At 54.1% G+C, this 21,343-nt stretch carries 21 protein-coding genes; 7 read left to right on the plus strand and 14 right to left on the minus strand.

From position 1 onward, the window contains the following. Nucleotides 1-84: 84 nt before the first annotated feature. On the minus strand, nt 85-1,659 hold the full coding sequence (locus tag KVT34_RS10000) for a copper amine oxidase N-terminal domain-containing protein (protein ID WP_217558411.1): 1,575 nt from the start codon (nt 1,657-1,659) through the stop codon (nt 85-87). A 221-nt stretch (nt 1,660-1,880) separates the two neighbouring features. Between KVT34_RS10000 and KVT34_RS10005 the strand changes: the two genes are divergently transcribed. Then, entirely contained in the window at nt 1,881-3,188 is a 1,308-nt protein-coding gene (locus tag KVT34_RS10005; protein WP_217558412.1) for a DUF2515 family protein, read from the plus strand. Nucleotides 3,189-3,287: 99 nt separating this feature from the next. On the opposite strand, the gene KVT34_RS10010 is transcribed toward KVT34_RS10005, so the two are convergent. The 9 genes from KVT34_RS10010 to KVT34_RS10050 form a co-directional block, all read right to left on the minus strand. Next, the gene (locus KVT34_RS10010; RefSeq protein WP_217558413.1) at nt 3,288-4,949 is read right to left on the minus strand and encodes a putative polysaccharide biosynthesis protein; all 1,662 of its coding nucleotides are present in this window, start codon (nt 4,947-4,949) and stop codon (nt 3,288-3,290) included. A 75-nt stretch (nt 4,950-5,024) separates the two neighbouring features. After that, the gene (locus KVT34_RS10015) at nt 5,025-5,747 is read right to left on the minus strand and encodes a ThuA domain-containing protein (protein ID WP_217558414.1); all 723 of its coding nucleotides are present in this window, start codon (nt 5,745-5,747) and stop codon (nt 5,025-5,027) included. An 84-nt stretch (nt 5,748-5,831) separates the two neighbouring features. Beyond that, complete coding sequence (locus tag KVT34_RS10020) at nt 5,832-6,308, minus strand: DUF456 domain-containing protein (protein ID WP_217558415.1); 477 nt, start codon at nt 6,306-6,308, stop codon at nt 5,832-5,834. Nucleotides 6,309-6,349: 41 nt separating this feature from the next. Then, entirely contained in the window at nt 6,350-7,102 is a 753-nt protein-coding gene (locus KVT34_RS10025) for a Cof-type HAD-IIB family hydrolase (RefSeq protein WP_217558417.1), read from the minus strand. 97 nt (nt 7,103-7,199) lie between these two features. Continuing rightward, entirely contained in the window at nt 7,200-9,074 is a 1,875-nt protein-coding gene (gene asnB, locus KVT34_RS10030; protein ID WP_217558418.1) for an asparagine synthase (glutamine-hydrolyzing), read from the minus strand. Between the two features lie 636 nt (nt 9,075-9,710). Continuing rightward, complete coding sequence (locus KVT34_RS10035) at nt 9,711-11,756, minus strand: peptidoglycan D,D-transpeptidase FtsI family protein (protein WP_217558419.1); 2,046 nt, start codon at nt 11,754-11,756, stop codon at nt 9,711-9,713. A 149-nt stretch (nt 11,757-11,905) separates the two neighbouring features. Beyond that, a complete protein-coding gene (locus KVT34_RS10040; protein WP_217558420.1) occupies nt 11,906-13,051 on the minus strand; it encodes a transglutaminase domain-containing protein in 1,146 nt (381 codons plus the stop codon). A 44-nt stretch (nt 13,052-13,095) separates the two neighbouring features. Next, nucleotides 13,096-13,518 (minus strand): hypothetical protein, encoded by a 423-nt coding sequence (locus KVT34_RS10045; RefSeq protein WP_217558421.1) that lies wholly within the window; start codon nt 13,516-13,518, stop codon nt 13,096-13,098. Nucleotides 13,519-13,575: 57 nt separating this feature from the next. Next, nucleotides 13,576-13,731 (minus strand): hypothetical protein, encoded by a 156-nt coding sequence (locus KVT34_RS10050; RefSeq protein ID WP_217558422.1) that lies wholly within the window; start codon nt 13,729-13,731, stop codon nt 13,576-13,578. 141 nt (nt 13,732-13,872) lie between these two features. Between KVT34_RS10050 and KVT34_RS10055 the strand changes: the two genes are divergently transcribed. Together KVT34_RS10055 and KVT34_RS10060 are read left to right on the plus strand one after the other, a co-directional pair. Next, nucleotides 13,873-15,153 carry an MFS transporter gene (locus KVT34_RS10055; RefSeq protein WP_217558423.1) on the plus strand — a complete coding sequence of 427 codons (1,281 nt, stop codon included), beginning with the start codon at nt 13,873-13,875 and terminating at the stop codon, nt 15,151-15,153. 230 nt (nt 15,154-15,383) lie between these two features. After that, nucleotides 15,384-15,731 (plus strand): toprim domain-containing protein, encoded by a 348-nt coding sequence (locus tag KVT34_RS10060; protein ID WP_217558425.1) that lies wholly within the window; start codon nt 15,384-15,386, stop codon nt 15,729-15,731. Between the two features lie 2 nt (nt 15,732-15,733). On the opposite strand, the gene KVT34_RS10065 is transcribed toward KVT34_RS10060, so the two are convergent. Both KVT34_RS10065 and cyoE read right to left on the minus strand, forming a co-directional pair. Beyond that, nucleotides 15,734-16,366: an SCO family protein gene (locus KVT34_RS10065; RefSeq protein ID WP_217558427.1), complete on the minus strand. Its 633-nt coding sequence runs from the start codon at nt 16,364-16,366 to the stop codon at nt 15,734-15,736. An 84-nt stretch (nt 16,367-16,450) separates the two neighbouring features. Next, nucleotides 16,451-17,437 (minus strand): heme o synthase, encoded by a 987-nt coding sequence (gene cyoE / locus KVT34_RS10070; RefSeq protein WP_217558428.1) that lies wholly within the window; start codon nt 17,435-17,437, stop codon nt 16,451-16,453. Between the two features lie 306 nt (nt 17,438-17,743). On the opposite strand from cyoE, the gene KVT34_RS10075 reads away from it, so the two are divergent. Together KVT34_RS10075 and gerQ are read left to right on the plus strand one after the other, a co-directional pair. Continuing rightward, nucleotides 17,744-18,439: a response regulator transcription factor gene (locus tag KVT34_RS10075; RefSeq protein WP_042233494.1), complete on the plus strand. Its 696-nt coding sequence runs from the start codon at nt 17,744-17,746 to the stop codon at nt 18,437-18,439. Nucleotides 18,440-18,600: 161 nt separating this feature from the next. Beyond that, a complete protein-coding gene (gerQ, locus tag KVT34_RS10080; RefSeq protein ID WP_217558429.1) occupies nt 18,601-19,098 on the plus strand; it encodes a spore coat protein GerQ in 498 nt (165 codons plus the stop codon). 134 nt (nt 19,099-19,232) lie between these two features. Here gerQ and KVT34_RS10085 read toward each other — a convergent pair whose 3' ends face one another. Beyond that, the gene (locus tag KVT34_RS10085) at nt 19,233-19,526 is read right to left on the minus strand and encodes a hypothetical protein (protein ID WP_217558430.1); all 294 of its coding nucleotides are present in this window, start codon (nt 19,524-19,526) and stop codon (nt 19,233-19,235) included. An 88-nt stretch (nt 19,527-19,614) separates the two neighbouring features. Here KVT34_RS10085 and KVT34_RS10090 point away from each other — a divergent pair, with 88 nt between their 5' ends. Further along, nucleotides 19,615-20,598, plus strand: coding sequence for a metal-dependent hydrolase (locus tag KVT34_RS10090; protein WP_217558431.1), 984 nt, complete (start codon nt 19,615-19,617; stop codon nt 20,596-20,598). Nucleotides 20,599-20,775: 177 nt separating this feature from the next. On the opposite strand, the gene KVT34_RS10095 is transcribed toward KVT34_RS10090, so the two are convergent. Further along, on the minus strand, nt 20,776-21,000 hold the full coding sequence (locus KVT34_RS10095; protein WP_042233503.1) for an alpha/beta-type small acid-soluble spore protein: 225 nt from the start codon (nt 20,998-21,000) through the stop codon (nt 20,776-20,778). A 127-nt stretch (nt 21,001-21,127) separates the two neighbouring features. Here KVT34_RS10095 and KVT34_RS10100 point away from each other — a divergent pair, with 127 nt between their 5' ends. Beyond that, on the plus strand, nt 21,128-21,319 hold the full coding sequence (locus KVT34_RS10100; RefSeq protein ID WP_217558432.1) for a DUF5325 family protein: 192 nt from the start codon (nt 21,128-21,130) through the stop codon (nt 21,317-21,319). The last annotated feature ends 24 nt before the right edge of the window (nt 21,320-21,343 follow it).

Here is a 21,343-nt window from a genome sequence, read left to right on the forward strand (position 1 = left end):
TGCGGGCAAAAAAGAGCGGGCTGTATACAGCCCGCTCCCTCCATGCTCATGCTATTTCACTTCCGCCTTCAATTTCTGCAGGTTTTATTGACGTGTAATGATAACAGCATCCTGCTCGCTGTCCCACTTCACTTCCCCGCCCAGCGTTTCGGCCAGGAATCTCAAAGGAACGTTCGTGTAATCCCCGTGAAGTTCGACAGCCTGCTCCAGCTTAACCGACTTACCGTCGACCAACGCTTCGGCGCTGCCCAGCGTAAACACGATCGTATGGCCCCCGAGATCATCCGTTACCGTAATTTGTTTCGTTTCCCCGTCCCATTTCACTTTCGCGTCAAGCATATTCGCTACATACGTCACCGGCACCATGGAAACGTCGCCTTTGCGGTAGCCCCCAAAGCCGAACGAACTCATGTCTTCATCGTCCAGCGAAAGCGTAAAGGAACGCTTCGTAATCTGGAGGTCCTCTTTAAGCAGCTTGTAAATCGAGGAATTCTTATCCACCGATTTCAGAAAGCTTCCGAGAGAAGGAACCGAGTCCGGATCAGCCGCATCGAAGGTGAAACGATCTCCGTCCGCTTTTACGGGGTTGATCGTAACCGGCTTATTAATATTCCATCTTTCTCCGGTCACGCTCAGCTTGATCCCTTTCAATCCCGTTTCCGCTTCAGGCAGCGGAATGGTAATTCCTGCGCTGCTTTTGCGGATCTGCTGGGAGCTGTCCACGTACAAGTCCACGTTCACGGATGAGCGGTCGCTCAGGATGTCGCGGATCGGCTCATTGCCGGGTCCGTTTACCAGCTTGTCGGTCGTCTCGTCATAGCTTGCCAGTACATCCTTCAGTCCGGTTTGTACGGCGGTATACATCGTTTCGACCGCTAATGTTTTGTTGGACAGATAAGCATCCAGCAGTTTGTTCTCCTCGCCCGACTGTTCGGCGGCTTCTTTGGCGATCGGTCCGAATACGTCGAATACGGTGCCGAGGAATTCCTTCAAGCCTTTCTCATCTGCGGCGATGTTCTGCAGGAAGGTTTTGACCAGACCGAGCGCTTCGCTGCCTTTAATTTCGGCATGAAGTTTCTGCAGGGAAACCGTCTCATCGTTCACTTTCTCCGTAACGGACGTAACCCCGATCGTCTTCGGATTCGGCGCATGGCCGATGAAGAACGACGCAAGCGTCGGAAGTTTGTCTTCGAGCACCTTCTGAAGATCCTGGATGCTCTTCTGTCCCGGTACAAGCAAACCTCCGTTAAGCGGACCTGTCTGCGCGTTGCGAATGTAAATCGGCTTGCTTACGCCTTCGATGCGGATAATAATATCTTCGTTCTGAAGGGACAGCTCAAAAGGGATGCTTCCCTTGCCGTATGTAAATTCGCCTTTCATCGATGCGTTCCGGGAATCCTGGATCTTCTCCTCCGTAAACTTGATCGTCACTTCTTTAAACAGGCCTACCAGTTTCTGCGCCTCAGGCGGCAGCCCGGCCAGATCTCCCGTCAGAAGTTCAAACTTGAGTGATTCCTGCGATTCCGCCGATTTGACGGCGTACTGGTTGACCAGCGCCTTATTCACATCAAGCCCTCCTACGGATTCACAACCCGTAAGGACGATCATGAGCGCGCCCGTACCCCCGCACACAACTTTCTTCCAGTTATTCACTTTCATTTCTCCGGCCCCTTTCCATCTCCCAAGTATTGCTAACTCTTTTATATACGCACAAGTAAGCAAAAAGACTCACATTCCCGATAAATTTTCATGGAAAGCCGGACCGCAGCCCATTTGTTTGCATATCGTGCAGGAAGATGAAAAATCGGAAAAAACGGGCATCCTATTACTAAACGTTACGGCTGCTTCACAAAGTATTCCGGGGAAAAGAGGCTGCAACAATGAACGGCAACGGGGTCAAAGGGAACAATCCGCTCAAAGCGGTCGGGCACTGGCTGGCGGGGGTACCGCATACGATTGCCGAGCTTGCATCGGGCAAACTGGCTTCTTTGCAGTCCGCGTTTCACCTGGGCCAGAGTGCCCAGAAACTTGTACCGGGCAAAGACAGTGTCAAAAGATTGCGCAGGACATGGAAGGACCTCGCGGTACTGCCGGCAAGCCCGCCGGCTCCGGAGCTCTCCTTGTCCGCGCAGGGACGGCAGCTCGTGGAGCGCATCCGCCTCGATACGCAGCGGAAAAACCGGAACAACGTAACCCGCACCCGGGCTTACTGGAGCCTGTATGAGCGGCATCCCGAGCTTCATTGGGCTCTTCTCGCCCATATGGTCTCCCGCAACGGCGGCTGGAACATGACGGACCTGGAAGGGGAGTTCCTTCCCGCCCTGCTGAAACGTCCGGGACGCGAAGCCCTTTTCGCTTTTCTGGAGAGAGCGAATGCGCTCATCTTCGGGGACGCTTACCCCCAGCTTCTGCTCTACGAGGAGTCGAAGCGGTCCGGCGAGCCTCTGTTTCATCTGCTCCCGGCCTTCGGAGTATCCGTTTTTATGAGGCCCGTTTGGGAGGAATTCTGGGCGGTTCACGATCCGGCGCTGCTCACGGTCTCTCTAATCGTAAATGAACAGCATTTTATAGAAAGCCGTGTGGTCAAACAGCCGTATTTCATTGAACATGTCCTGAAAACGGCGGAATTTCAAGCCCAAGCGCTCCTTCAGCTGAATCAGGTCTTCTTTCCTTACGCCCTGCACAAAGATCCTATGCACAAGTCCGCAAACCGCCTGAATTTGGCCGGTGAAATATTGGAAGACTTCACGGATATCAAGGAACGGATCGGATTCGGAAAAACGCTGTACGCCATATTGTTCGGCATTCCGGCCGTTCACCAAGGCGTGGTGCTTTTCGCTTCGGCACAGCCGCACACCGGCTCAAGAGCAGACTACTGGCCGCATTTGTTCTCCCGCATCCGCAAGGACGCCCCCGGAATCGGCGCAGCGGGCCCGAAGCTGGAAGGCTGCGAGCTGAAGGCCGGAGCCGCGGGCATCTACAGTCCGGAGCTCGAACGCACGTGGAAGGACGTCCCGTTGACGGCTCCCGAGTCCGGGGACTGGTTTCCCGCCTATGCCGGGAGCGTGGCGGGCTACTTCGGGGACATCGACGTCCCCGCTTTGTTCGAGATGAGCGCCGAATGCTGCTTCGGCCTCCATAAAATTCAACTGGCCGCCCTCGCGTCCACTCAGTTGAAAGGGGACTAAAAAAACGCCCGACGTCCATTCTGCTTAAGCAGAGGCACATCGGGCGTTTTTATGGGCGGGGCCGGCGGCGCCGGTCCTTACTGCCTTCAAGCGGAAACTTTATCCCCGGCGGCCGAGCACGCGGCCCGCCTTGGCATAAAGCTTCTGCAGCGGCGCCGGGAAGGTCTTGATGTCATCCTTCGTGACCACTTTCGTGACAAACAGAAGGATGACATAGAGCGCGCAAGCCAACCCGCCGATCAGGACGGCGTTGACGGTTGCGTTGACGACTCTCCACGGGAACAAGTGGAGATGCTCAAAGAGCAGCCGCTCCGCGTACACGCCGATCACCACGACGACGGCCGTCGTGACGATAAGGCGGGTCCAGCGGCGCGGAGCCATGATGCGGAAGCTAACCACGTTACGCATCACGGCCAGGTTAAAGGCGGACATGACGATAAAGCAGAGCATCGTCGATGCCAGAATGCCGTAAATGCCGAGCCACGGCGATAGAATAAGGTTGCCGAGCAGCTTTACGGCTATGCCGAAGACGACACTGGACACGAGCGCGCGCATCTTGCCCATGCCCATCAGAACGGCGCCCGACGTCTGCATGATGATCTGGAACATCGCTCCCGCGGTCATCATGGCGATCATCGGAGGGCCGTACTCGTAGCCTGTCGGAGTGCCGCCGTAGTCGAACATGCCCGAAAGCGGACGTGCGGCCGTACAGATCGCCAGAACCATGGGTAGGCCGGATAGGATGGCGAGCTGCATGACGCGGGAGGACTGGTTGCGGACAAGCTCCAGGTCCCTTCGCGAATAGGCTCCCGAGATAATGGGGACGACCGACTGGCTGAGCGCGATCGCCAGCACAATCGGCAGCCCCGCAAGCGATTGAGCCTGCCCGCCGAGGATACCGACGATATCCTTGGCTTTAGCCTCGCCGATCTGATCCCGCAGAAGCGGGATGATAGTGGAAGAGTCAATGTTGTAAATCAGCGTAACCGTAATCGAAAAAATAACGATCGGAATGGACAACCTGAGCAATTGGCCGTAGATTTGCCCGTAACGTAGTTTTCCTCCCGATTGGCGGATTTGACCGGTTTCCGTATACACGGGTTCGGAAACCGGCAGCGTCCCCCTATCTTCCTTACGCAGCTTATGCGCGTAGTACAGCATGACGGCCAAGGCCGCGATTCCGCCGGTTACACCGCCGAAGGAAGCCCCCGCCACGGCCCAATCGAGCGAGACGCCCAGCAGCAGATAAGCCAGCCCTACCGCCGTAATGAGTCGGACGATCTGCTCGATCACCTGCGAGATGCCGTTGGGCATCATTCTTTGGCGGCCCTGGAAATAACCGCGCATGATGGCAATCAGCGGGAAAACCAGCAGCGCGGGAGCGATGGCCAGCGTAGCCAGCGTGGCGTGAGGATCACCGGACGACTGCGCATAATGCGGAGCCAGAAGGAACAGGATCGCGCACATGACAACGCCGGCCAAGACCGCGAATATCAACGCGGCTTTGTAGATCCGGTTCGCTTCGTCCATCCGCCCGAGCGCGGTGCGCTCGGAAATCATTTTGCTCAGGGCACTCGGAATGCCCGCCGTTGCGATAACCAGCAGATTGCTGTAGAGATTAAAAGCGATCGCATAACTCGCCATTCCCTCGTTCCCCAGCATATAAACGAGCGGAAACCGCTGAAATACACCGAGAAAGCGGGCAATCAAAGCCGCGACCGTCAAGATCAGAGTGCCTTTGACTAGCGAATCCTTAGACAATGTCGTTCCTTCTCCCCATACATAATAAGACCGGAAAAGGAAATCCTTTTCCGGACGTGATCGGCTGACGCCGTTTTACTTCGCCTGAAGCTTCTCCAAAGGCTGCGCGTTCCCGTAAACCGGCTTGGCCGTACGTACCGGAGCCGCCCATTTCACGCCGTTTGCAATGACTTTCAGAACGTTCTCGTTGTAATAGGTCGGATACGTTTCATGACCGGGACGGAAATAGAAGATCCGGCCCTGCCCGCGGTGATAGGTGCAGCCGCTGCGGAATACCTCTCCGCCTTCGAACCAGCTGACGAAGACCAGCTCGTCCGGCGCGGGAATATCAAAATGCTCCCCGTACATTTCTTCCCGCTCCAGTTCGAAGTACTGTCCGATGCCTTCGGCGATCGGATGGGAAGGATCCACGACCCACAGGCGTTCTTTCTCGCCGGCTTCGCGCCATTTCAAATCGCAGGAAGTACCCATCAGCTTTTTGAAAATTTTCGAGAAATGACCGGAGTGCAGCACGACAAGCCCCATGCCGTCCAATACGCGCTGGTGTACGCGATTCACGATTTCATCGGCGACTTCGCCGTGGGCTTTGTGTCCCCACCAGATCAGTACGTCGGTGTCATCCAGAACCTCTTGCGTAAGCCCGTGCTCGGGCTGCTCCTGGGTTGCGGTACGGATTTGGAAAGAGTCTCCCGCAATCCCGGACGCAATCGCTCCGTGAATGCCTTCCGGGTATACTTCGGCTACTTTGGCATTCGTTTTCTCATGCACGTTTTCATTCCACACGGTTACTTTAATCATGTCGGTCTTCCTTTCCAATGGGGAAAATAAGGCGTATTCCCGCGCTACCGCAGTCCGCCTTTTTTGACGGGTATCCTGAACGAGTTAAATCCAGATGATGAACAGAATGATCATCAGCAGTTGAAGAACGACTTTAACGACAACGCTGGAGAAGAATCCGAGAACCGATCCTACCCCGACCTGGGCGGAGTGCTTAAGGTTCGAGCCATGAATCAATTCGCCCAGCACAGCGCCTATAAAAGGCCCCAGGATAAGCCCGAAAGCCGGAATGACGAACGGACCGACGAGCAGACCGATCGTGCTTCCCCATACGGACGCTTTGGAACCGCCGAATTTCTTGACGCCGAACGCACTTACGAGATAGTCGGCGATAGTGATGGCGATAACGATCGCCGACTGAATCAGCCAGAACCAGAAGCCGAAGGGTTCAAAACTGAAGAATAGCCCGTAGACGAAAAAGGCTCCGAAGATAGCGAGCGCGCCCGGAAGAATAGGAAAAATCGCACCCAGCATCCCGACGGCAAACAGCAAAATAATGAGGATCCATCCCAAAATAGCCATGTCTTCTCATCCTTTCTTCCCGAAAAAGTCCGCGGGTATTGTTAGCGGGCAGATAACGGGTCCAGCACGTATTCCTGAATGATTTTAGCGACCCCGTCCTCGTCATTGGTAACCGTAACAAGATCGGCGATACGCTTCACGCCGTCCTGGGCGTTGCCCATCGCTACGCCGAGACCCGCCGCGCGGATCATCGCGATATCGTTCTCGCTGTCGCCCATGGCGATGACCTGCGACATCTCGATTCCGAGAAGCTTGCAGACTTCTTCGATGCCGCTCGCTTTGCTGATTCCTTTGGGGTTCAGTTCGAGATTGTCCGGGTGCGAGTTCGTGATCTCAAGCTCTCCCCAGCGGGCCAGCTCTCCGCGGATGATTTCCAGACTTTCTTTGTTTTCCGTGTAAAAACCGAATTTGAGCCACTCGGGTTTGGTGATATCTTCCGCCCATTTATCCCGGTTGTACATGCCCTCGACCGAATAAGCCCAATACCAGGTATCGTGCTCAATCGCCAGGTCGTACATCCGCCGGACCAGATCCAAATCAAGCAGCGTACGTTTCAGAAGGTCGTGCGGAGCTTTCCAGATTTCACTTCCGTTGACGGAAACAATCGGCGTTTGCAGCTTGAGCTCTTCGGCGTAAGGAAGGGCGCTTTGCACGCCGCGTCCGGTTGAGAAAATAACGGTGACTCCCACTTCCAGAGCCGCGTAAATCGCTTCCCGGTTCGCCGGGGAAACCTGCTTTTCTTCGTTAAGCAGCGTACCGTCCATATCCAGTGCTACCAGCTTATATTGACTCAAAATGTTTCCTCCTCCTAGCTTTCTTCAGGAAAGCCGCTTCGTAAATATTGCCCCAGACTCCCTGGAGGGGAACCTGGAGCTAAACGAAACTTTTATGTCAGAACGCGGCTACGGCTTTCTTCGTGGTTTCTTGCATGTAGGTCGCGTGCCAGAGAGCGAACATGTAAATGGTCCAGAGACGGCGTGCATAATCGCCCTGTCCGTTCTGATGGAGCTTGGCCATTCTTTCGATCGCGTCGATTTTTACATAGTCTTCGATGCCGCTCGCTTTAATCTGCTCCACCATAGTGGACCCCGTCGGCCCTTTGAGCCAGTCGCGCAGCGGAACCGGGAATCCGAGCTTCGGACGGTTCAGGATGAAATCCGGCACGATGCCTTCCATCGCCTTGCGGAAAATATGCTTCGTGGTTCCTTCGGCGATCCGGTACTTCGTCGGGATGCGGCGGGCAACCTCGAACAGTTCCTTGTCGAGCAGGGGAACGCGCAGCTCCAGGGAATGGGCCATCGTCATTTTGTCCGCTTTCATCAAAATATCGCCCGGCATCCACAGATTCATGTCGATGTACTGCATCCGCGTTACGGGATCCTGATGCTTCGTTTTGTCGTAATATTGGGCGGCTATCTGGAACGGATTCTGATACCGCTTGAACATTTCGCTGTCCACGCGCAGCACTTCCGCCTTCATATCCTCGGTGAAAATTTTCGCGTTGCCGAGGAAGCGCTCCTCCAGCGGAGTCGTTCCGCGAAGCAGGTAGTTGCGGCCCTTCATGCCGGCGGGCAGCATTTTCACCAGCCGGTGCAGCATGCGGCGTACGGAAAGCGGCAGGCTTTCCAGCGGAGCCAGCGACAGAGGCTCCCGGTAGATCCGGTAGCCTCCGAACAGCTCGTCCGCGCCTTCTCCCGACAGCGTCACAGTAACGTGTTCACGGGCCAGCTGGGCGACGTGGTAGAGCGCGATGGCCGATGGATCGGCGACCGGCTCGTCCTGATGCCAGACGGCTTTCGGCAAGGTGTTGAAGAAATCTTCGCGCGTGATGATTTTGGAGTAATGCTCCGTCCCGAGCGCTTTGGCCGTTTCGGCCGCGATCAGGGTCTCGTTGTTCGGACCTTCGAAACCGACGGAGAACGTCCGGATCGGCTCGATCTGGCGCATGTGAGCCGCAATCGCGGTCGAGTCGATTCCGCTGGACAAGAAGCAGCCGCGCTCCACGTCGCTGACCATGTGATGGATGACGGAATCTTTGAGTGTTTCGCGGATCTGCTCCACATATTCCCCGAAAGGACGGTCCACCGGCTCGAACATGGGATCCCAGTAGCGGTGAATCGACATTTCGCCGTCGAAGGACGCTTTTATGTAGTGCGCCGGAGGCAGTTTCTGTATCCCCTCGAACATCGTGTTCGGTTCAGGAACGTATTGGAACGTCAAGTAGTTCATCAGGCTCTCGGTCCGGATGGACGGACTTACGCTTCCCGATGCGACAAGGCTTTTGATTTCGGAACCGAACAGCAGCTGCCGGTCGTTGTACTGATAATAAAAAGGTTTGATGCCGAAATGATCACGGGCGGCGAAAAGCTGCTTCTTGCGGCGGTCCCAGATGGCAAAACCGAACATGCCGCGAAGATGCTTCACGCATTCATCGCCGAATTCTTCATACAAGTGGACGATGACTTCGGTATCGCTGTTCGTCCGGAACACATGGCCGCGGTCCTGCAGCATGCTCCGCAAAGATTTATAATTGTAAATTTCCCCGTTAAAAATGATCCAAACGGATTCGTCTTCGTTGCAAAGCGGCTGATGACCCTCCGCAATATCGATAATCGACAGTCGGCGGAACCCGAGCCCGATCCGATTCTCCGTCCAAAAGCCCGAGTCGTTCGGGCCGCGGTGATGAATCACGTCCGTCATCTGCTGAAGCATGGATACGGATGGCTCTCTATCTTCAAAATACATAACACCGGTGATACCACACACGAGTGATTCACACCTCCACTAAAGCTACAACTAGTCTTGTTGTTATTCGATAAACTAGTATAGCACACCCGGTCGCCTTTCTGAAAATGAAAACTCGCGGCCCCCTCTAACCGCGGCTTTTTGAGCGTGCCAAAGACGCTTCGTATCCCTTGGGACAGAAGCGTCTCCGCCTTTTTCCGGGGACTGCGGGCAGCCCTCGTTTACAAAAAGGCAATAACCCACATAAGGCGTTTAACAGATGCAGCCAACCTCCGTTTTTTCATGTCCACCGCCCCTTTTCCTTTATACATAATTGTTGGTATCAGGCAACTTTTGAGGCAAAAAAAACCGGGTTCCCTGCTCTCAGTCTATGTCTCTCCCGGTTAGAAGTGACAAACATGAGCAGGCGCCCGGTTTGGATGAATGATCGGGGCGGAAGGCCATCCGGCGGGTCTCGCTTATCCCTGCCGTCCCGTGTGGGCGGCAGCCGATAGAGACAGCCCACGGCGCTTTCCGTGTCCGTGAAGGAGTCCGCCCCCTTCCTCCGGCCACTAGCGGGGCCGCATGCCCGGAGGATGATTGCCGTAACGCACACCACGTCGGGCGTTTACCGTCACACGGAGAGCCCCGCTTAGGAGGCGGGAGCGGTGTCCCGGCCTAGTGCTTCGCTGCGCCGTCCGTCTTGCCGTTAGCCGGTCCGCGCGGAGTGCCGTTCAGACCGATATATTCGTCGTACGCGTCGAACATTTCCCTCGCGATCGGAGCGGCGCCGTAGGAGCCGTAGCCCCCTTCCGGGACGACAACCGCTACGGCAAGCTTCGGTTTATCGGCCGGAGCGAACGCGATAAATACGGCGTTGTCCACTTCCTTGGAGCCGATCTGCTGCGTGGACGTACCCGTTTTGGCGGCTACCGTGTAGTTGACGCCGTCAAAGCCCTGCTTGCTGACTTCCTTCATGCCTTTGAAAATCGCGTCCCAATACTGGGGTTTGAACGAAGTTTCCTCGCTGAGCACAACGGGATCGAACTTCTTGATGGTTTCGCCTTCGTACGTCGTGATGCGGTCCACGAACAGCGGCTTCATCCGTTTGCCCCGGCTGGCGAGCATGGCGGCATGCTGGGCGAGCTGCAGCGTGGTCGACTTCTCGTTCTGCCCCCAGGAAGCGTAAACGAGCGCGGACTGCTTGCTGTCGAGCTTCGCGTTGGCGAGAGACTCGTTGGAGCCCGCGTACTCGTTCGGAAGGCCGCTTTCCGTCGACACGACGAGACCGAACCGCTTCAAGTAATCGTCCCACACCTTGAGCCCGTCTTCCCGGTCGAAATACAGCCGTTCCCCGACCATTGCGGACATGAACGTGTTGGAGGAGTGCTTGATCGCATCGGCGGCATTGATCGGGCCGAACGATTTGCGGCCGGAGTTCCAGATCGTGCTTTGCGATCCCTTTTTACCGAACGAATATGAGCCTCTGTCGTTATAATAATCGTTCACGCTGAAAAAGCCTTCTTTAAGACCGACAAGCACGGTCAGCGGTTTAATCGTCGAACCCATGTACACGATGGAATTGGCGTGCTTTTTCAGTTCGTTCTCCGGATAATCCGGATAGGCCGTCGTAATCGTCCCGTTGTTGACGAACGGCTGGATTTTTTTGTACTCCGTCGCCTTAATTCCGCCGGTCCATAAGTTAGGATCGTAATCCGGCATGCTCGCCATGGCGACGACACGCCCCGTATCGACTTCCATGGCGACGGCGTAACCCGAACGGGCATTTGGCGAATAGCCGTAGGAGCTCGATTTCGGCTGGCGCAGGTATGCCAGATGATCCATAATTTTCTGTTCCGTGCGGTTCTGGATGTCCTTGTGAATCGTCAGGTACAGGTTGTTTCCTTTTTCCGGCTTCGTGACGGACACGGGCCCGATAATTTTCTGCGAGGAGTTCACGGGATATTTCTTATATCCGTTCTTGCCGCGCAGCTCTTCCTGATACATCAGCTCAAGCCCGTCATAGCCGACGTCTTCCGTATCGAGATATTCGGCCGTGTTATCTTTGTTTTTATAAAAGCTGAGCCCGTATTTGGATTCCCTCGCGGTCGAAAATTGCCGCATGTATCCGGTCAGTTGAACCGCGATTTTATCCTGGTCGTAAGTCCGGATGCTCTCTTCCATCACTTCGATCCATTTGAATTCATCCCGGTGCTCCATCAGATAGGAGACCTCTTCCTTCGTCAGATCGGCTTTGATCCTTCTCGGAATCGAGTAATAGCTCGGCGCCTTCGTCTGCTGCTGGTTGATATCGTAGCCTACGTCCATCAGCTCCACGATTTCCTCGGGCGTCAAAGGTTTGGCGGTCTTCGACCCGTACTGCTGGAAAACGTCTGCAAGCTTGCGGGCGAGACCGATTACCTCTTCCTTATTGTTCTGCCCCGATTCAATCCGGAAAAAGACGGACTGGACCGGAATCGTATAGGCAATGGGGTAGCTGTTGGAATCATAAATGTTGCCCCGGATCGGCGGGATGGGAGTTTCCCGGTTGGTGGCCGAGTTCTCCTCTTCGGCGAGCCTGTCTCCTTCGACAAACTGGAGGATGGCCAGACGTACGATCAGAACGGAAAACAAAATAAACGTCGTGAAAAAGAACAAATTAATGCGAACAGAGAAACGCGTGCGTTTAGAGGAATCCGGTTTTTCTAAATCTTCGTTGTGCATCTTGCTTCCTTCCTTGTATCCTTTTCTATACCTTGCTCTATCTACCAGTTTACCATAGACATGCACCGCTAGAAAAATGTAAGAGAATGGGAGAATCAATCCCTTTACGTTCCCGCAAAAGAAAACCGCCCCCGTAAGGGGGCGGTCCTTTAAGCTTCACGGATATGCGTCTGATTGAAGTTGGACGGGTTAAACCAGTTGCCTCCGCTGGAAAACCAGGTGGAATCGAGCGGAATCCATTGCTTGGAATCCGCCAGGTATACTTCGTTCCAGGCATGCGGACCGTAGCCCCCGCGGCCGTCGTACCCGAGGCCGGTCACCACTTTAACGTCAAGACCGACGGAACGGGCCATAACGGCGTAGAGACGGGAATAGTCGATGCATACTCCTTTGCGCGTCGCAAACGTATCCTCCGGCGTCTGTTCCTTCCAGATACGCTGCTGCTCGTAAAGGTCGACTTTGTTCCAGTCGTATTCGACCCGGCTGCCGACCCATTTATAGAGCAGCTCCGCTTTCTCCTCGTCCGTCTTGCCGGCCTTCGTGACTTCCTGGGCGGCCGCGGAAATATTGTTCGGGATGTTCGCGTCCAGAACCTCGTATTTGCGCTGCAGAATCTGGCTGAATTCCTGCTCCACGGCCCTGGTGAAGACCGGGACCTGTTTTTGCAGAAAATCGCCCGTAAACGGCTGGATGACTTCCTGCGCGCCTTTCTGGTACAGGGACGAAGCCTGGATGTACCCTGCGGGCTTCGCCTGCGGGAACAGCGTCACAAAAACAAAGAGCACGGCTACGACGAGCAGAGCCCGCCAAACGCCCGTTACGGACCCGATAAGTCCGCCTGTAGCCGCACTGATGACGGAAGGGTTGGCCTCCCGGTCCCAGCGGTTTTGAGCCCATCTGAGCAGAACGGGATCGACGAACCAGTATAGAGCCTGGCGGATGACCAGATAAGCCAGCAGGAACAGGACGCCGAAGCGGAACAGTTCAAAGTCGCGGATAGCCGTAACCGCGGTGTAATACGTCTGCTTCCAGACGGGCATTTCCTGCGCCGGTATTTGAATGGCAAGGCTGCTCAGCCAATTGCGGACAGGGTCCGAAACCAGGGTCGCCGTCTGCCAGGCCAGATAGATGGCCACTATCGTGATCAGGATTCCGAAGACCATGTGCAGCAGATGCTTGGCAGAACCGGAGGCTCCGCGTATGATGCCTTGAATGGCTGAAACGATCACGATGAGGATAAGTGCAACCGAGATGAAATTGATCGTCGTGTCCCCGGAAAACAACGAGGTAAACATAGGCAAGCGGGCCTCCTTTTGCACAGATATAACTTCGCTTTGTATTATTGGCCGGCGTTCTTCTTCGCCTGTTCGACAAATGCGCGGACCGCTTCTTCTGCTTTAACCTTAAAAGTCTGGTTCATAAACGTGACGGACACTTCGGACGATCCGGGTGTCCCTACAATTTTAACATTTTTGGTCGCGGCTGTATAAGTACCGTCCGGGTTGGCTGTGTAGGTGGCATCCTTCGCTTCGTTCTGCACGGCTTTAACCGCTTGGCTGCTGAGTTCGGTTAATGCGGCGTTTCCGATACTTTGCAGCGTTTCCTTATAGTTGGCTCCGTAAACCACCAGCGCCCCCACAATGGCGATAACCAGCAGCCACTTGACCACGGTTTTGACAAGGCTGACGACGACGAGCAGAACGATGACAGCCACGAGAATCAGCAGCCAGCGCTCCTGAAAAAACGCTATCCAGGCATCCATTTTCTTGTATATCCCCCTTTGTAAAATAAATTACCGGCTCCGCCCGGCGGAAAGGCTTTATTCCTCTTCCCGTTTCCTGCGGAGCTCCTTCAATTCCTGCCGAATCTGTTCTTCGCGGTCGGTTTCCTGCCGCACGCCGCGCCTCGTTCTCAGAAACCGGATAACGGCCAAAGCGCCGAGCGCAGCCAGCAGAGCGACGATGAAACGGTCCATACGGCCACCTTCTTCCTTTCCTATTACGTGCCTGAACGCTAACGGTAGCATAAGTACGGGACAAGGGGCGTACATCTAGAAAAGACGAACGGAACCGAGAAGTTGTTTCGCCAGCAAAAATAACGAGGCGGTGTGCTACGTATGAAAACGGCAATATGGCTCTATTTCTTCATGTTTGTCGCATTCTTCGACTTACATGCCCAATATCCCATTCTGACACCCTTCGCCCTGTCCCTAGGGGCGGCGCCTTCTTTTATCGGTCTGATCATGGGCATGTATTCCCTCACCCATCTCCCCGGCAATCTTCTTGCCGGATACGGAGTCGATAAATACGGAAGCAAGCTCTTCATCGTGTTCAGCCTGATTGTAGCAGGTATCGTACTTATCTTTCAATCGCAGGTTAAAGACCCCTGGCAGCTTCTGATGATCCGTTCCATCAGCGGTTTCGTTCTCGCCTTCCTGTCTCCCGCCTGCTTGTCGATGCTGGCCAAAATCGCCAAAGACAGCGTGCACCAGAGCAAGCTTATGGCCGGCAACGGACTGATCCACACGCTCGCTTCCGTCGTTTCGCCCGCCGCCGGCGCCTATCTCGTCGCTCAATTCGGCTTCACGGCCTCCTTCACCCTCCTCGGCTGGCTGCTTATCGTGACGGGGCTGCTGTCCATTCCGTGGCTGAAAGAAACGCGCCCGGAAGCCGCGGCTCCCCCGCTTCACACGGGGGCCGGTTCCGCGGGGAAGAGCCTGTCCGTCGCCATGTCCCGCAAACCGGGAAACGGCGGCACGAAATCCGCCGCTCCGTCACTCGATTCGCAGGGCAACGGACGGAAGGCCGCACAGCTTCATGCGCCGGTAGCGGACAACTCCGGTGGATTTGCAGAAGGCGCGGACAAAATCCCGTGGATGTTTTACTTCGTTCCGCTAGCGATTTCCTGTTCGCAGGGAATTTTGTTCTTCGAGCTTCCCTTGATGAAAACAGCCCAGTCTTCGCTGCTTACTTCCGGCCTTTTCTTCTCTCTGATCAGTCTCGGCGCTCTCGTAACGCTCAGTATGCTGTTCCTGAACCGGATACCGCCCGCCCGCCGGACCGTTTCCGGTGCCCTTGCCCTCGCGGTGCTTTTTTTCGGCCTCGCGGTGGACTGGCCGCTTCCTTTGACGGTCACCCTGTTTATGATCGGGATGGCCAAAGGCCTTATTTTCCCGTCACTCGCAACTCTGCTCGCCGGAATAACGAGCAGCAACCGTTACGGCAGAGTGTTCTCGCTCCTCTCCATCGCGTACTCGATCGGCGCTTTTATCGGTCCGATGGTGGCGGGTAAGCTCCGCGACTCCATCTCGCCCTACTTCATTGCCTTCGTGATCCTCATGGCCGCACTGACCCTGCTTCCGTTCCGAATTCTGCGGCACAAACCCGCGGCTGCCTGATTCGTTTCGCGCACCTTCATCTAACTATATAGCGCCCGCAAAAAGCGTGAAAGACGGCTTGAGCGTTCAAGCCGTCTTTTTGTCGTTTCGACATTTCCCAGGAAATGCACATCGTTCTTTGCCGATTGCTCTATTTGTGAGCCGGAGTTTCGTCCATTATAATAAATATCGACACTTATCTGCACCTTGAACAGACCAACGGAACGACCTTGAACGGAGGAACCGGGAATATGTCTATCGCCATTATTGTAGAGGGAAAAAACGATCGCAGCAGGCTTAGGCGTCTGCTCAGCAGTGAAGTGGATATATACTGTACATACGGGACTCCCGGCACCGAAGCTTTGGAACAGCTGAAGAAAAAAGTCGGGATGAGTGAAGTGTATGTGTTTACCGATAATGATTCCTCCGGCAAAAAAATCCGCGGCCGCCTCCGGGACCTCTTCCCGGACGGCGAGCAAATCTATACGAGACGCGGGTACGCTGGCGTGGAGGGCACACCGGAGGAATACTTAATCCAACAACTGGAAAAGGCAGGGCTCGAAGAATACATTGTGTATCCCCCGGCTCCTGCCTTATAAGTCTATTCCTTGCTTAACGACTTGATGTCTTTCACGATGGTTTTGTAATCTAGATCGGGTCTGCCGGGATTGTAGTACGTACGGATCTGGCCTTTTTTGTCCACCAGCAGGATGACGTTGGAATGGGTGAAATTCCCCGTGTTGTCCTTCGTGACTCCGATGGAGTACTTTTTGGCCAGCTGTGCCATAGCCTGTTCGTCCGTACCGGTCAGAAATTTCCATCCCGTGAAATCGGCGCGGTTGCGAATCGCATACTCCTTAAGGGCCGCAGGCGTGTCTCTGGCCGGGTCGAATGAGATCGATACGATGTCCGCTTTATCCGCAAATACCTTCTGGGCCTTCATCTCATCCTGGACTTTGGATAAAAAATTGGTCGTTATCGGACATACGTCCGGACAGCTTGCGAAGAAGAAATACACCAGTTTAACCTTGTTGTCGAAATCGGAAGAAGAAACCTTCTTGCCTTCCGTATCCGTCAGTTCAAAAGGCGCCGCGGTGCCGACCGGCTTATCCTTCAAATAAGCGCTGGCCTGCTCCTGACCGTATAATTTGTAGGCAAACGATGCGATGATCGCAAGCAGAACGACGGTAATACCTACCTTAAACCAGTTTTTTGCCCAAAATCCACCCGCCATAAATACAATTCTCCCCTCTAAATAAACATCCCATGTTGCCATGGGATGTCTTGTTCATCTGGATTCAAGTTTGGGTAATCTACCTTATAAATTCATAATGGTCGAATCGACCACCATGATCAAAAACAGCAGCGTCAGGTAGTTCACGGAATAGATGAACATGCCTTTGGCCCATTTGTCGTCATCCTTCGCCTTAAATCCTTTGTAACCCATAAAGGCCCAGATCAGCCCCATGATCGTTGCCGCGAAGAAATACAGCGGTCCAACGTGAGCGTCTCCGCTGTAGAAGAAGAGAAGCTGGGAAACCGGCACCAGCAGGACGATGTAACGCATCATGCTTACTTTAGTGACGTAGTTGCCCTTCACGACTGGCAGCAGCGGATAACCGGCTGCACGGTATTCTTCCTTCCTGCGGATTCCAAGCGCCCAGAAGTGCGGCGGCTGCCACAGGAACATGATGAGGAACAAGATCAACGCGGTCATATCGAGCTTGCCTGATACGGCGCAGTAACCGATCACCGGCGGGACCGCTCCGGAGAAGCTTCCCGCGAACGTGCTCCATACGGACGTACGTTTGAAAATGGCCGTGTAAACCCACACATACAGGAAAAGACCGGTCAAACCGAGAAGAGAACTTAACGGGTTCACGGCGACAAACAACAGGGCGATACCTGCGATGCCGAGAATAATCCCGTAACCGAGCACCACGGACGGCTTGATTTTGCCGCTTACGGTAGCCCGCTTCTTCGTTCGTTCCATTTTGGCGTCCATATCGCGGTCCAGGTAGTTGTTAAGCACCGTTCCCGAAGCCATGACAAGCGCCGTGCCGACCAGGGTGAAAATCATCAGGAAAAACCAGTCTATCGTAAAGTTTCCCGCCGATGCGATCCAAAACCCGCCGAAAGCGGTAATCAGATTAGAAAATATAATCCCCGGCTTGGTCAGGGCAAAATAATCTTTCCAGGTAGCCGGCTCCGAAGGAACATCAGTCTGCGCCGCCGATTCGACTTCCGCTTGATCCGCGTGAAGCGCCGTATCGGGAGCAGCCTTGTATCCTAATTGTTTATCCAAGGATCTCAACCTCCATAGAAATTCATCAAAACCATAACGAGTCATCTTGTCTTTCGTACCCACTCATCATATCAAGCAGGGCAACGTTTGACAATGTAATGGCATGAGTTGTCATCATATTGTCGAATTCGGACAGACAGTCCCGCCACGTTCCCGACGAATTCTTTCCTAGACGTCACAAAACGGATTTAGTATAGTTAAATTAATGCTTTTAGGAAAATTAAAGAAAGCAGTTAGAAAAGATTTAGATTCCTAAACATTTTCCTAACAATTTTCATCAACCTCATGCAAGGAGGGTCCCCCTTAATGTCGAGCATTCTGATCATTGAGGACGATAACAGCATTGGGGATATGATGTCGATTTACCTGATGGAAGACGGCTACACGGTAAAACGCGCATCGGACGGTCAATCGGGGCTCCGCCTTTTCAAAGAATTCGAGCCCGACCTGATCGTCCTGGATATCATGCTCCCCGATTCCGACGGGATGAAGCTGTGCGCGGATATCCGCAGTCTGTCTTCCTTGCCTATCCTCATGGTTTCTGCGAAGAACGATGTGTCCGACCGCGTAAAAGCCCTGCTGATCGGCGCCGACGATTATTTATGTAAGCCTTTCAGCATGCGAGAACTTTCCGCCAGGATTCAGGCTCTTCTCAGACGGTCTCAAATCGTAAAGGCCAAATCCGCCCCCGTGACACGGGAGGCTCCGCCGTCCATTCATGTGGATACCGATAAGCGCTGTTTATATGTCAACCACACACCTGTGGAAACAACTTTCTCCGAGTTCGAACTTATTAAACTGCTTTGGCTCCATGAGGGAAAAGTGTTCAGCCGCGAGGAGCTGCTTAACCGGATCAGGGGCATCGATTCTTTTGTAACGGAACGGGCCATTGACGTACATATCGCGAATTTGCGCAAGAAGATCGAGGTCGATCCCAAAGATCCCAAATACATCAAAACCGTGTGGGGAGTCGGATATAAATTCGTTCTCGCCGCGGAATAACCCTAATGAATACCTTGTCGACGGCTTTTGTACCGGCGCAAGGTTTTTTTTGTGTCACGAGACAAGCGCCCAGACCATATGCTAAGTAAGGAAAAGCGCCCATCCGGCAAAAGCCGGCGCAATAGCGAACCTAGTGGGCATTACAAGGAGGTTGTACTCCCATGACGATCAGTTCAAATCCAGGCAGCAAGACGTACGGCACGACCGCCCCAAGCTACACGACTTACCCGTCTTTCCCCGGCACCGCGCCGGGCGGCTATCCTTCGTCCCCGGGCTCTCAGTTCCCCGGAACGCCGTTTCCGGGCTCGCAATTCCCCGGCTATCCGTCCTATCCGGGCCAATATCCTCCTCCCGGAGCGGGATCGGGCGGCACGGGCGTCCCGGGCGGAGTGAGCCAGCTTCCCCTGGAAGAATCGTTCATCGAGAACATTCTGCGGCTCAATCTGGGCAAAGTCGGCACCTTCTACATGACGTACGAGAACAACAAAGAATGGAACGCGAAAATTTTCCGCGGCGTTATCGAAGCGGCAGGGCGCGATCACATCATCATCAGCGATCCCAAAACGGGCGTGCGCTATCTTCTGTTGATGGTCAATCTGGATTACGTGACGTTTGACGAGCCGCTGAACTACTTCAACACGCCGGTTCAGCCCCGGTAACGGATTCAAGATGAAGCCCCGGCAGACAGCCGGGGCTTTCCTATTGCCCGGCAGCTTTATGTTGCTTAAGCCGCAGGCTTTTTCAGGTTCTAATCCGTCTTTAGAGGTTAATGAAGCGTAGCCGGAATGCCCTTCTATTCATCCGGACCGATGGACCTGAAATGCCAAATGTGCAGCTTTTCACGGCCGCCTTTGATCCACGGGTACATTCGCCCCCATATAGGATCTCCGCTGCCGAGACGGACTTCCCGCATACACGTATATTCGTCAGGGGAAACGGGAGTCCATATCTCGACAAACAAGTTAGGCTGGTCTGTCCCCTCCAATAAGGAGAGTTTTTCGTTATCCCGGAGTCTATCCCGCATAAAGGACAGGTAAACCTCGCGCGATTCGGGCAGTATGGCGTATTCAACAAAAACTTTACTCATTTTTCCCCTCCGCTTGATTTAAATTCACACCGAACATGGTAAACTATAATATACCGTCAAAGACAATTCCAGCTTAGGAGGAGAGCCAGTGGATACGGGAACCCATTTAGTCATCGGCTTCGGCCTCGCCGGCTTATCCATGGTGGATCCGGTAGTAGCCTCCAATCCTTCGGTCATGACAGCTGTTTTCATCGGGACCGTGTTGGGGTCGCAGGCTCCGGATTTCGATACCCTGCTCAGGTTCAAAAACAATGCCGTTTATATCCGCAATCACCGCGGCATCTCGCACTCGCTGCCGTTCGTCGCTCTTTGGACTCTGCTTATCACGGGTATTCTCGCCCTTATTTTCCGGGGTGTGCCCGTCCTGCATTTAGGATTGTGGGTTTTGATCGCCGTGGCGTTTCATGTCTTTACCGATTTGTTCAACACGTACGGAACGCAGGCCTTCCGGCCTTTTAACCAGAAATGGATATCGTGGAACATTATCCACATTTTCGATCCGTTTATTTTTACCGCTCACCTTGTCGCGATATTTATGTGGGCCGTTCACGCCGCGGAACCCACGTTGATTTTCCCTGTGCTGTACGGGCTGATCGCTCTCTATTACGTATGGCGGACACTCGCCCACTATCTGGTGGAAAAGAAGCTGCCGATCCAAGATCCCGCACACAAAGCCGGGGATAAATATATGGCCATTCCCACCTATAGTTTAACGGCGTGGAATGTGGTCAAGCAGGGCGAGGACGGCCTGTACACCCTTGGAGACTTGCGAAAAGGGAATCTCCGGTGGATCGATCAGGTCAAATGCGACATCCATCCGGCGGCGGAAGCGTCCAAAAGCCACAAGGACATCCAGGCTTTCCTTTATTTCTCGGGCCATGCGTGCGCTCAGGTGATTGAAAAGCCCTGGGGTTATGAAGTAAGATGGAGCGATGTAAGGTATCGGCACCGCAAGCAATATCCGTTCGTTGCCGTGCTGCTCATGGACCACAGCTACAAGCCGCTCGATTCCTATATCGGCTGGCTCAGCGACGACCGTCTTCAGAAGCGGCTCCGTGTGGACAGCTACTAGAGCGGGGCACTGCATTAACTTAGGCCATTAACTTAGGCATGACGAAACGAGGTTAATCCGCGCCAAATACAGGCGCGGTTTTGCCGTGTCCGCATCGGCGGGATCACAAGGCAAAGCCCGAAGGACAAGTCGTCCCTCGGGCTCATATAAAGACTGAGTATTACAGTTTCCGCAAGATTAGCGGCCTTGACCTGCCAGCTGCTGCTCGGCGATTTGCACCAGACGACGAGTGATGTGTCCACCGATCGCGCCAGTGTCACGAGTAGCCATGTAACCGTAGTAACCATCTTGAGGAATTTGAATGCCGAGTTCTTGAGCTACTTCGTATTTCAATTGTTCCAGAGCTTGGTTAGCTTGAGGTACTACCAGTACGTTGCTGCTGCGAGATTGTCCAGTTCCCATTGGGATCAGACTCCTTTCGGTCAGTTAAGATTCTTGATGTATTTGCAAGCTTGCAAAGATAGTATGTGACGGCTGAAAAATTCTATACGCATCTCAAACAAAAAACTTTGAAAGCAGGGGATTTTCAATGAGTCGCGGACTCGCACTACTTTTTGCCGTGATCGGCACTCTACTTCTGGCAGGCATCAGCTTCGCCATCGCCGTGAGGGAGCCGCTGCTGGTCGTGCTGTTTATCGTCTTGTCCATCGGTTTTATGGGATTCGGATTCGCTACAAAAGCAAAAATGCGCCGCAAGCGGGAAGCCTCGGGTAAACAATAACCCGAAGCGCCGCTGCGGCGCTTT

It is taken from the genome of Paenibacillus sp. GbtcB18 (genome assembly GCF_019091125.1).
Classification (GTDB): Bacteria; Bacillota; Bacilli; order Paenibacillales; family NBRC-103111; genus Paenibacillus_F; species Paenibacillus_F chitinolyticus.

Excerpts from the sequence above, each read along its gene's own strand:
- KVT34_RS10015 (WP_217558414.1), bottom strand. The coding sequence starts at position 5,747 with ATGATTAAAGTAACCGTGTGGAATGAAAACGTGCATGAGAAAACGAAT.
- KVT34_RS10065 (WP_217558427.1), bottom strand. The coding sequence starts at position 16,366 with ATGGCGGGTGGATTTTGGGCAAAAAACTGGTTTAAGGTAGGTATTACC.
- KVT34_RS10050 (WP_217558422.1), bottom strand. The coding sequence starts at position 13,731 with ATGGACCGTTTCATCGTCGCTCTGCTGGCTGCGCTCGGCGCTTTGGCC.
- KVT34_RS10100 (WP_217558432.1), top strand. The coding sequence starts at position 21,128 with ATGAGTCGCGGACTCGCACTACTTTTTGCCGTGATCGGCACTCTACTT.
- KVT34_RS10075 (WP_042233494.1), top strand. The coding sequence starts at position 17,744 with ATGTCGAGCATTCTGATCATTGAGGACGATAACAGCATTGGGGATATG.
- KVT34_RS10045 (WP_217558421.1), bottom strand. The coding sequence starts at position 13,518 with ATGGATGCCTGGATAGCGTTTTTTCAGGAGCGCTGGCTGCTGATTCTC.
- KVT34_RS10055 (WP_217558423.1), top strand. The coding sequence starts at position 13,873 with ATGAAAACGGCAATATGGCTCTATTTCTTCATGTTTGTCGCATTCTTC.
- KVT34_RS10020 (WP_217558415.1), bottom strand. The coding sequence starts at position 6,308 with ATGGCTATTTTGGGATGGATCCTCATTATTTTGCTGTTTGCCGTCGGG.
- KVT34_RS10040 (WP_217558420.1), bottom strand. The coding sequence starts at position 13,051 with ATGTTTACCTCGTTGTTTTCCGGGGACACGACGATCAATTTCATCTCG.
- KVT34_RS10085 (WP_217558430.1), bottom strand. The coding sequence starts at position 19,526 with ATGAGTAAAGTTTTTGTTGAATACGCCATACTGCCCGAATCGCGCGAG.
- KVT34_RS10005 (WP_217558412.1), top strand. The coding sequence starts at position 1,881 with ATGAACGGCAACGGGGTCAAAGGGAACAATCCGCTCAAAGCGGTCGGG.
- KVT34_RS10035 (WP_217558419.1), bottom strand. The coding sequence starts at position 11,756 with ATGCACAACGAAGATTTAGAAAAACCGGATTCCTCTAAACGCACGCGT.
- gerQ (WP_217558429.1), top strand. The coding sequence starts at position 18,601 with ATGACGATCAGTTCAAATCCAGGCAGCAAGACGTACGGCACGACCGCC.
- KVT34_RS10000 (WP_217558411.1), bottom strand. The coding sequence starts at position 1,659 with ATGAAAGTGAATAACTGGAAGAAAGTTGTGTGCGGGGGTACGGGCGCG.
- KVT34_RS10060 (WP_217558425.1), top strand. The coding sequence starts at position 15,384 with ATGTCTATCGCCATTATTGTAGAGGGAAAAAACGATCGCAGCAGGCTT.
- KVT34_RS10095 (WP_042233503.1), bottom strand. The coding sequence starts at position 21,000 with ATGGGAACTGGACAATCTCGCAGCAGCAACGTACTGGTAGTACCTCAA.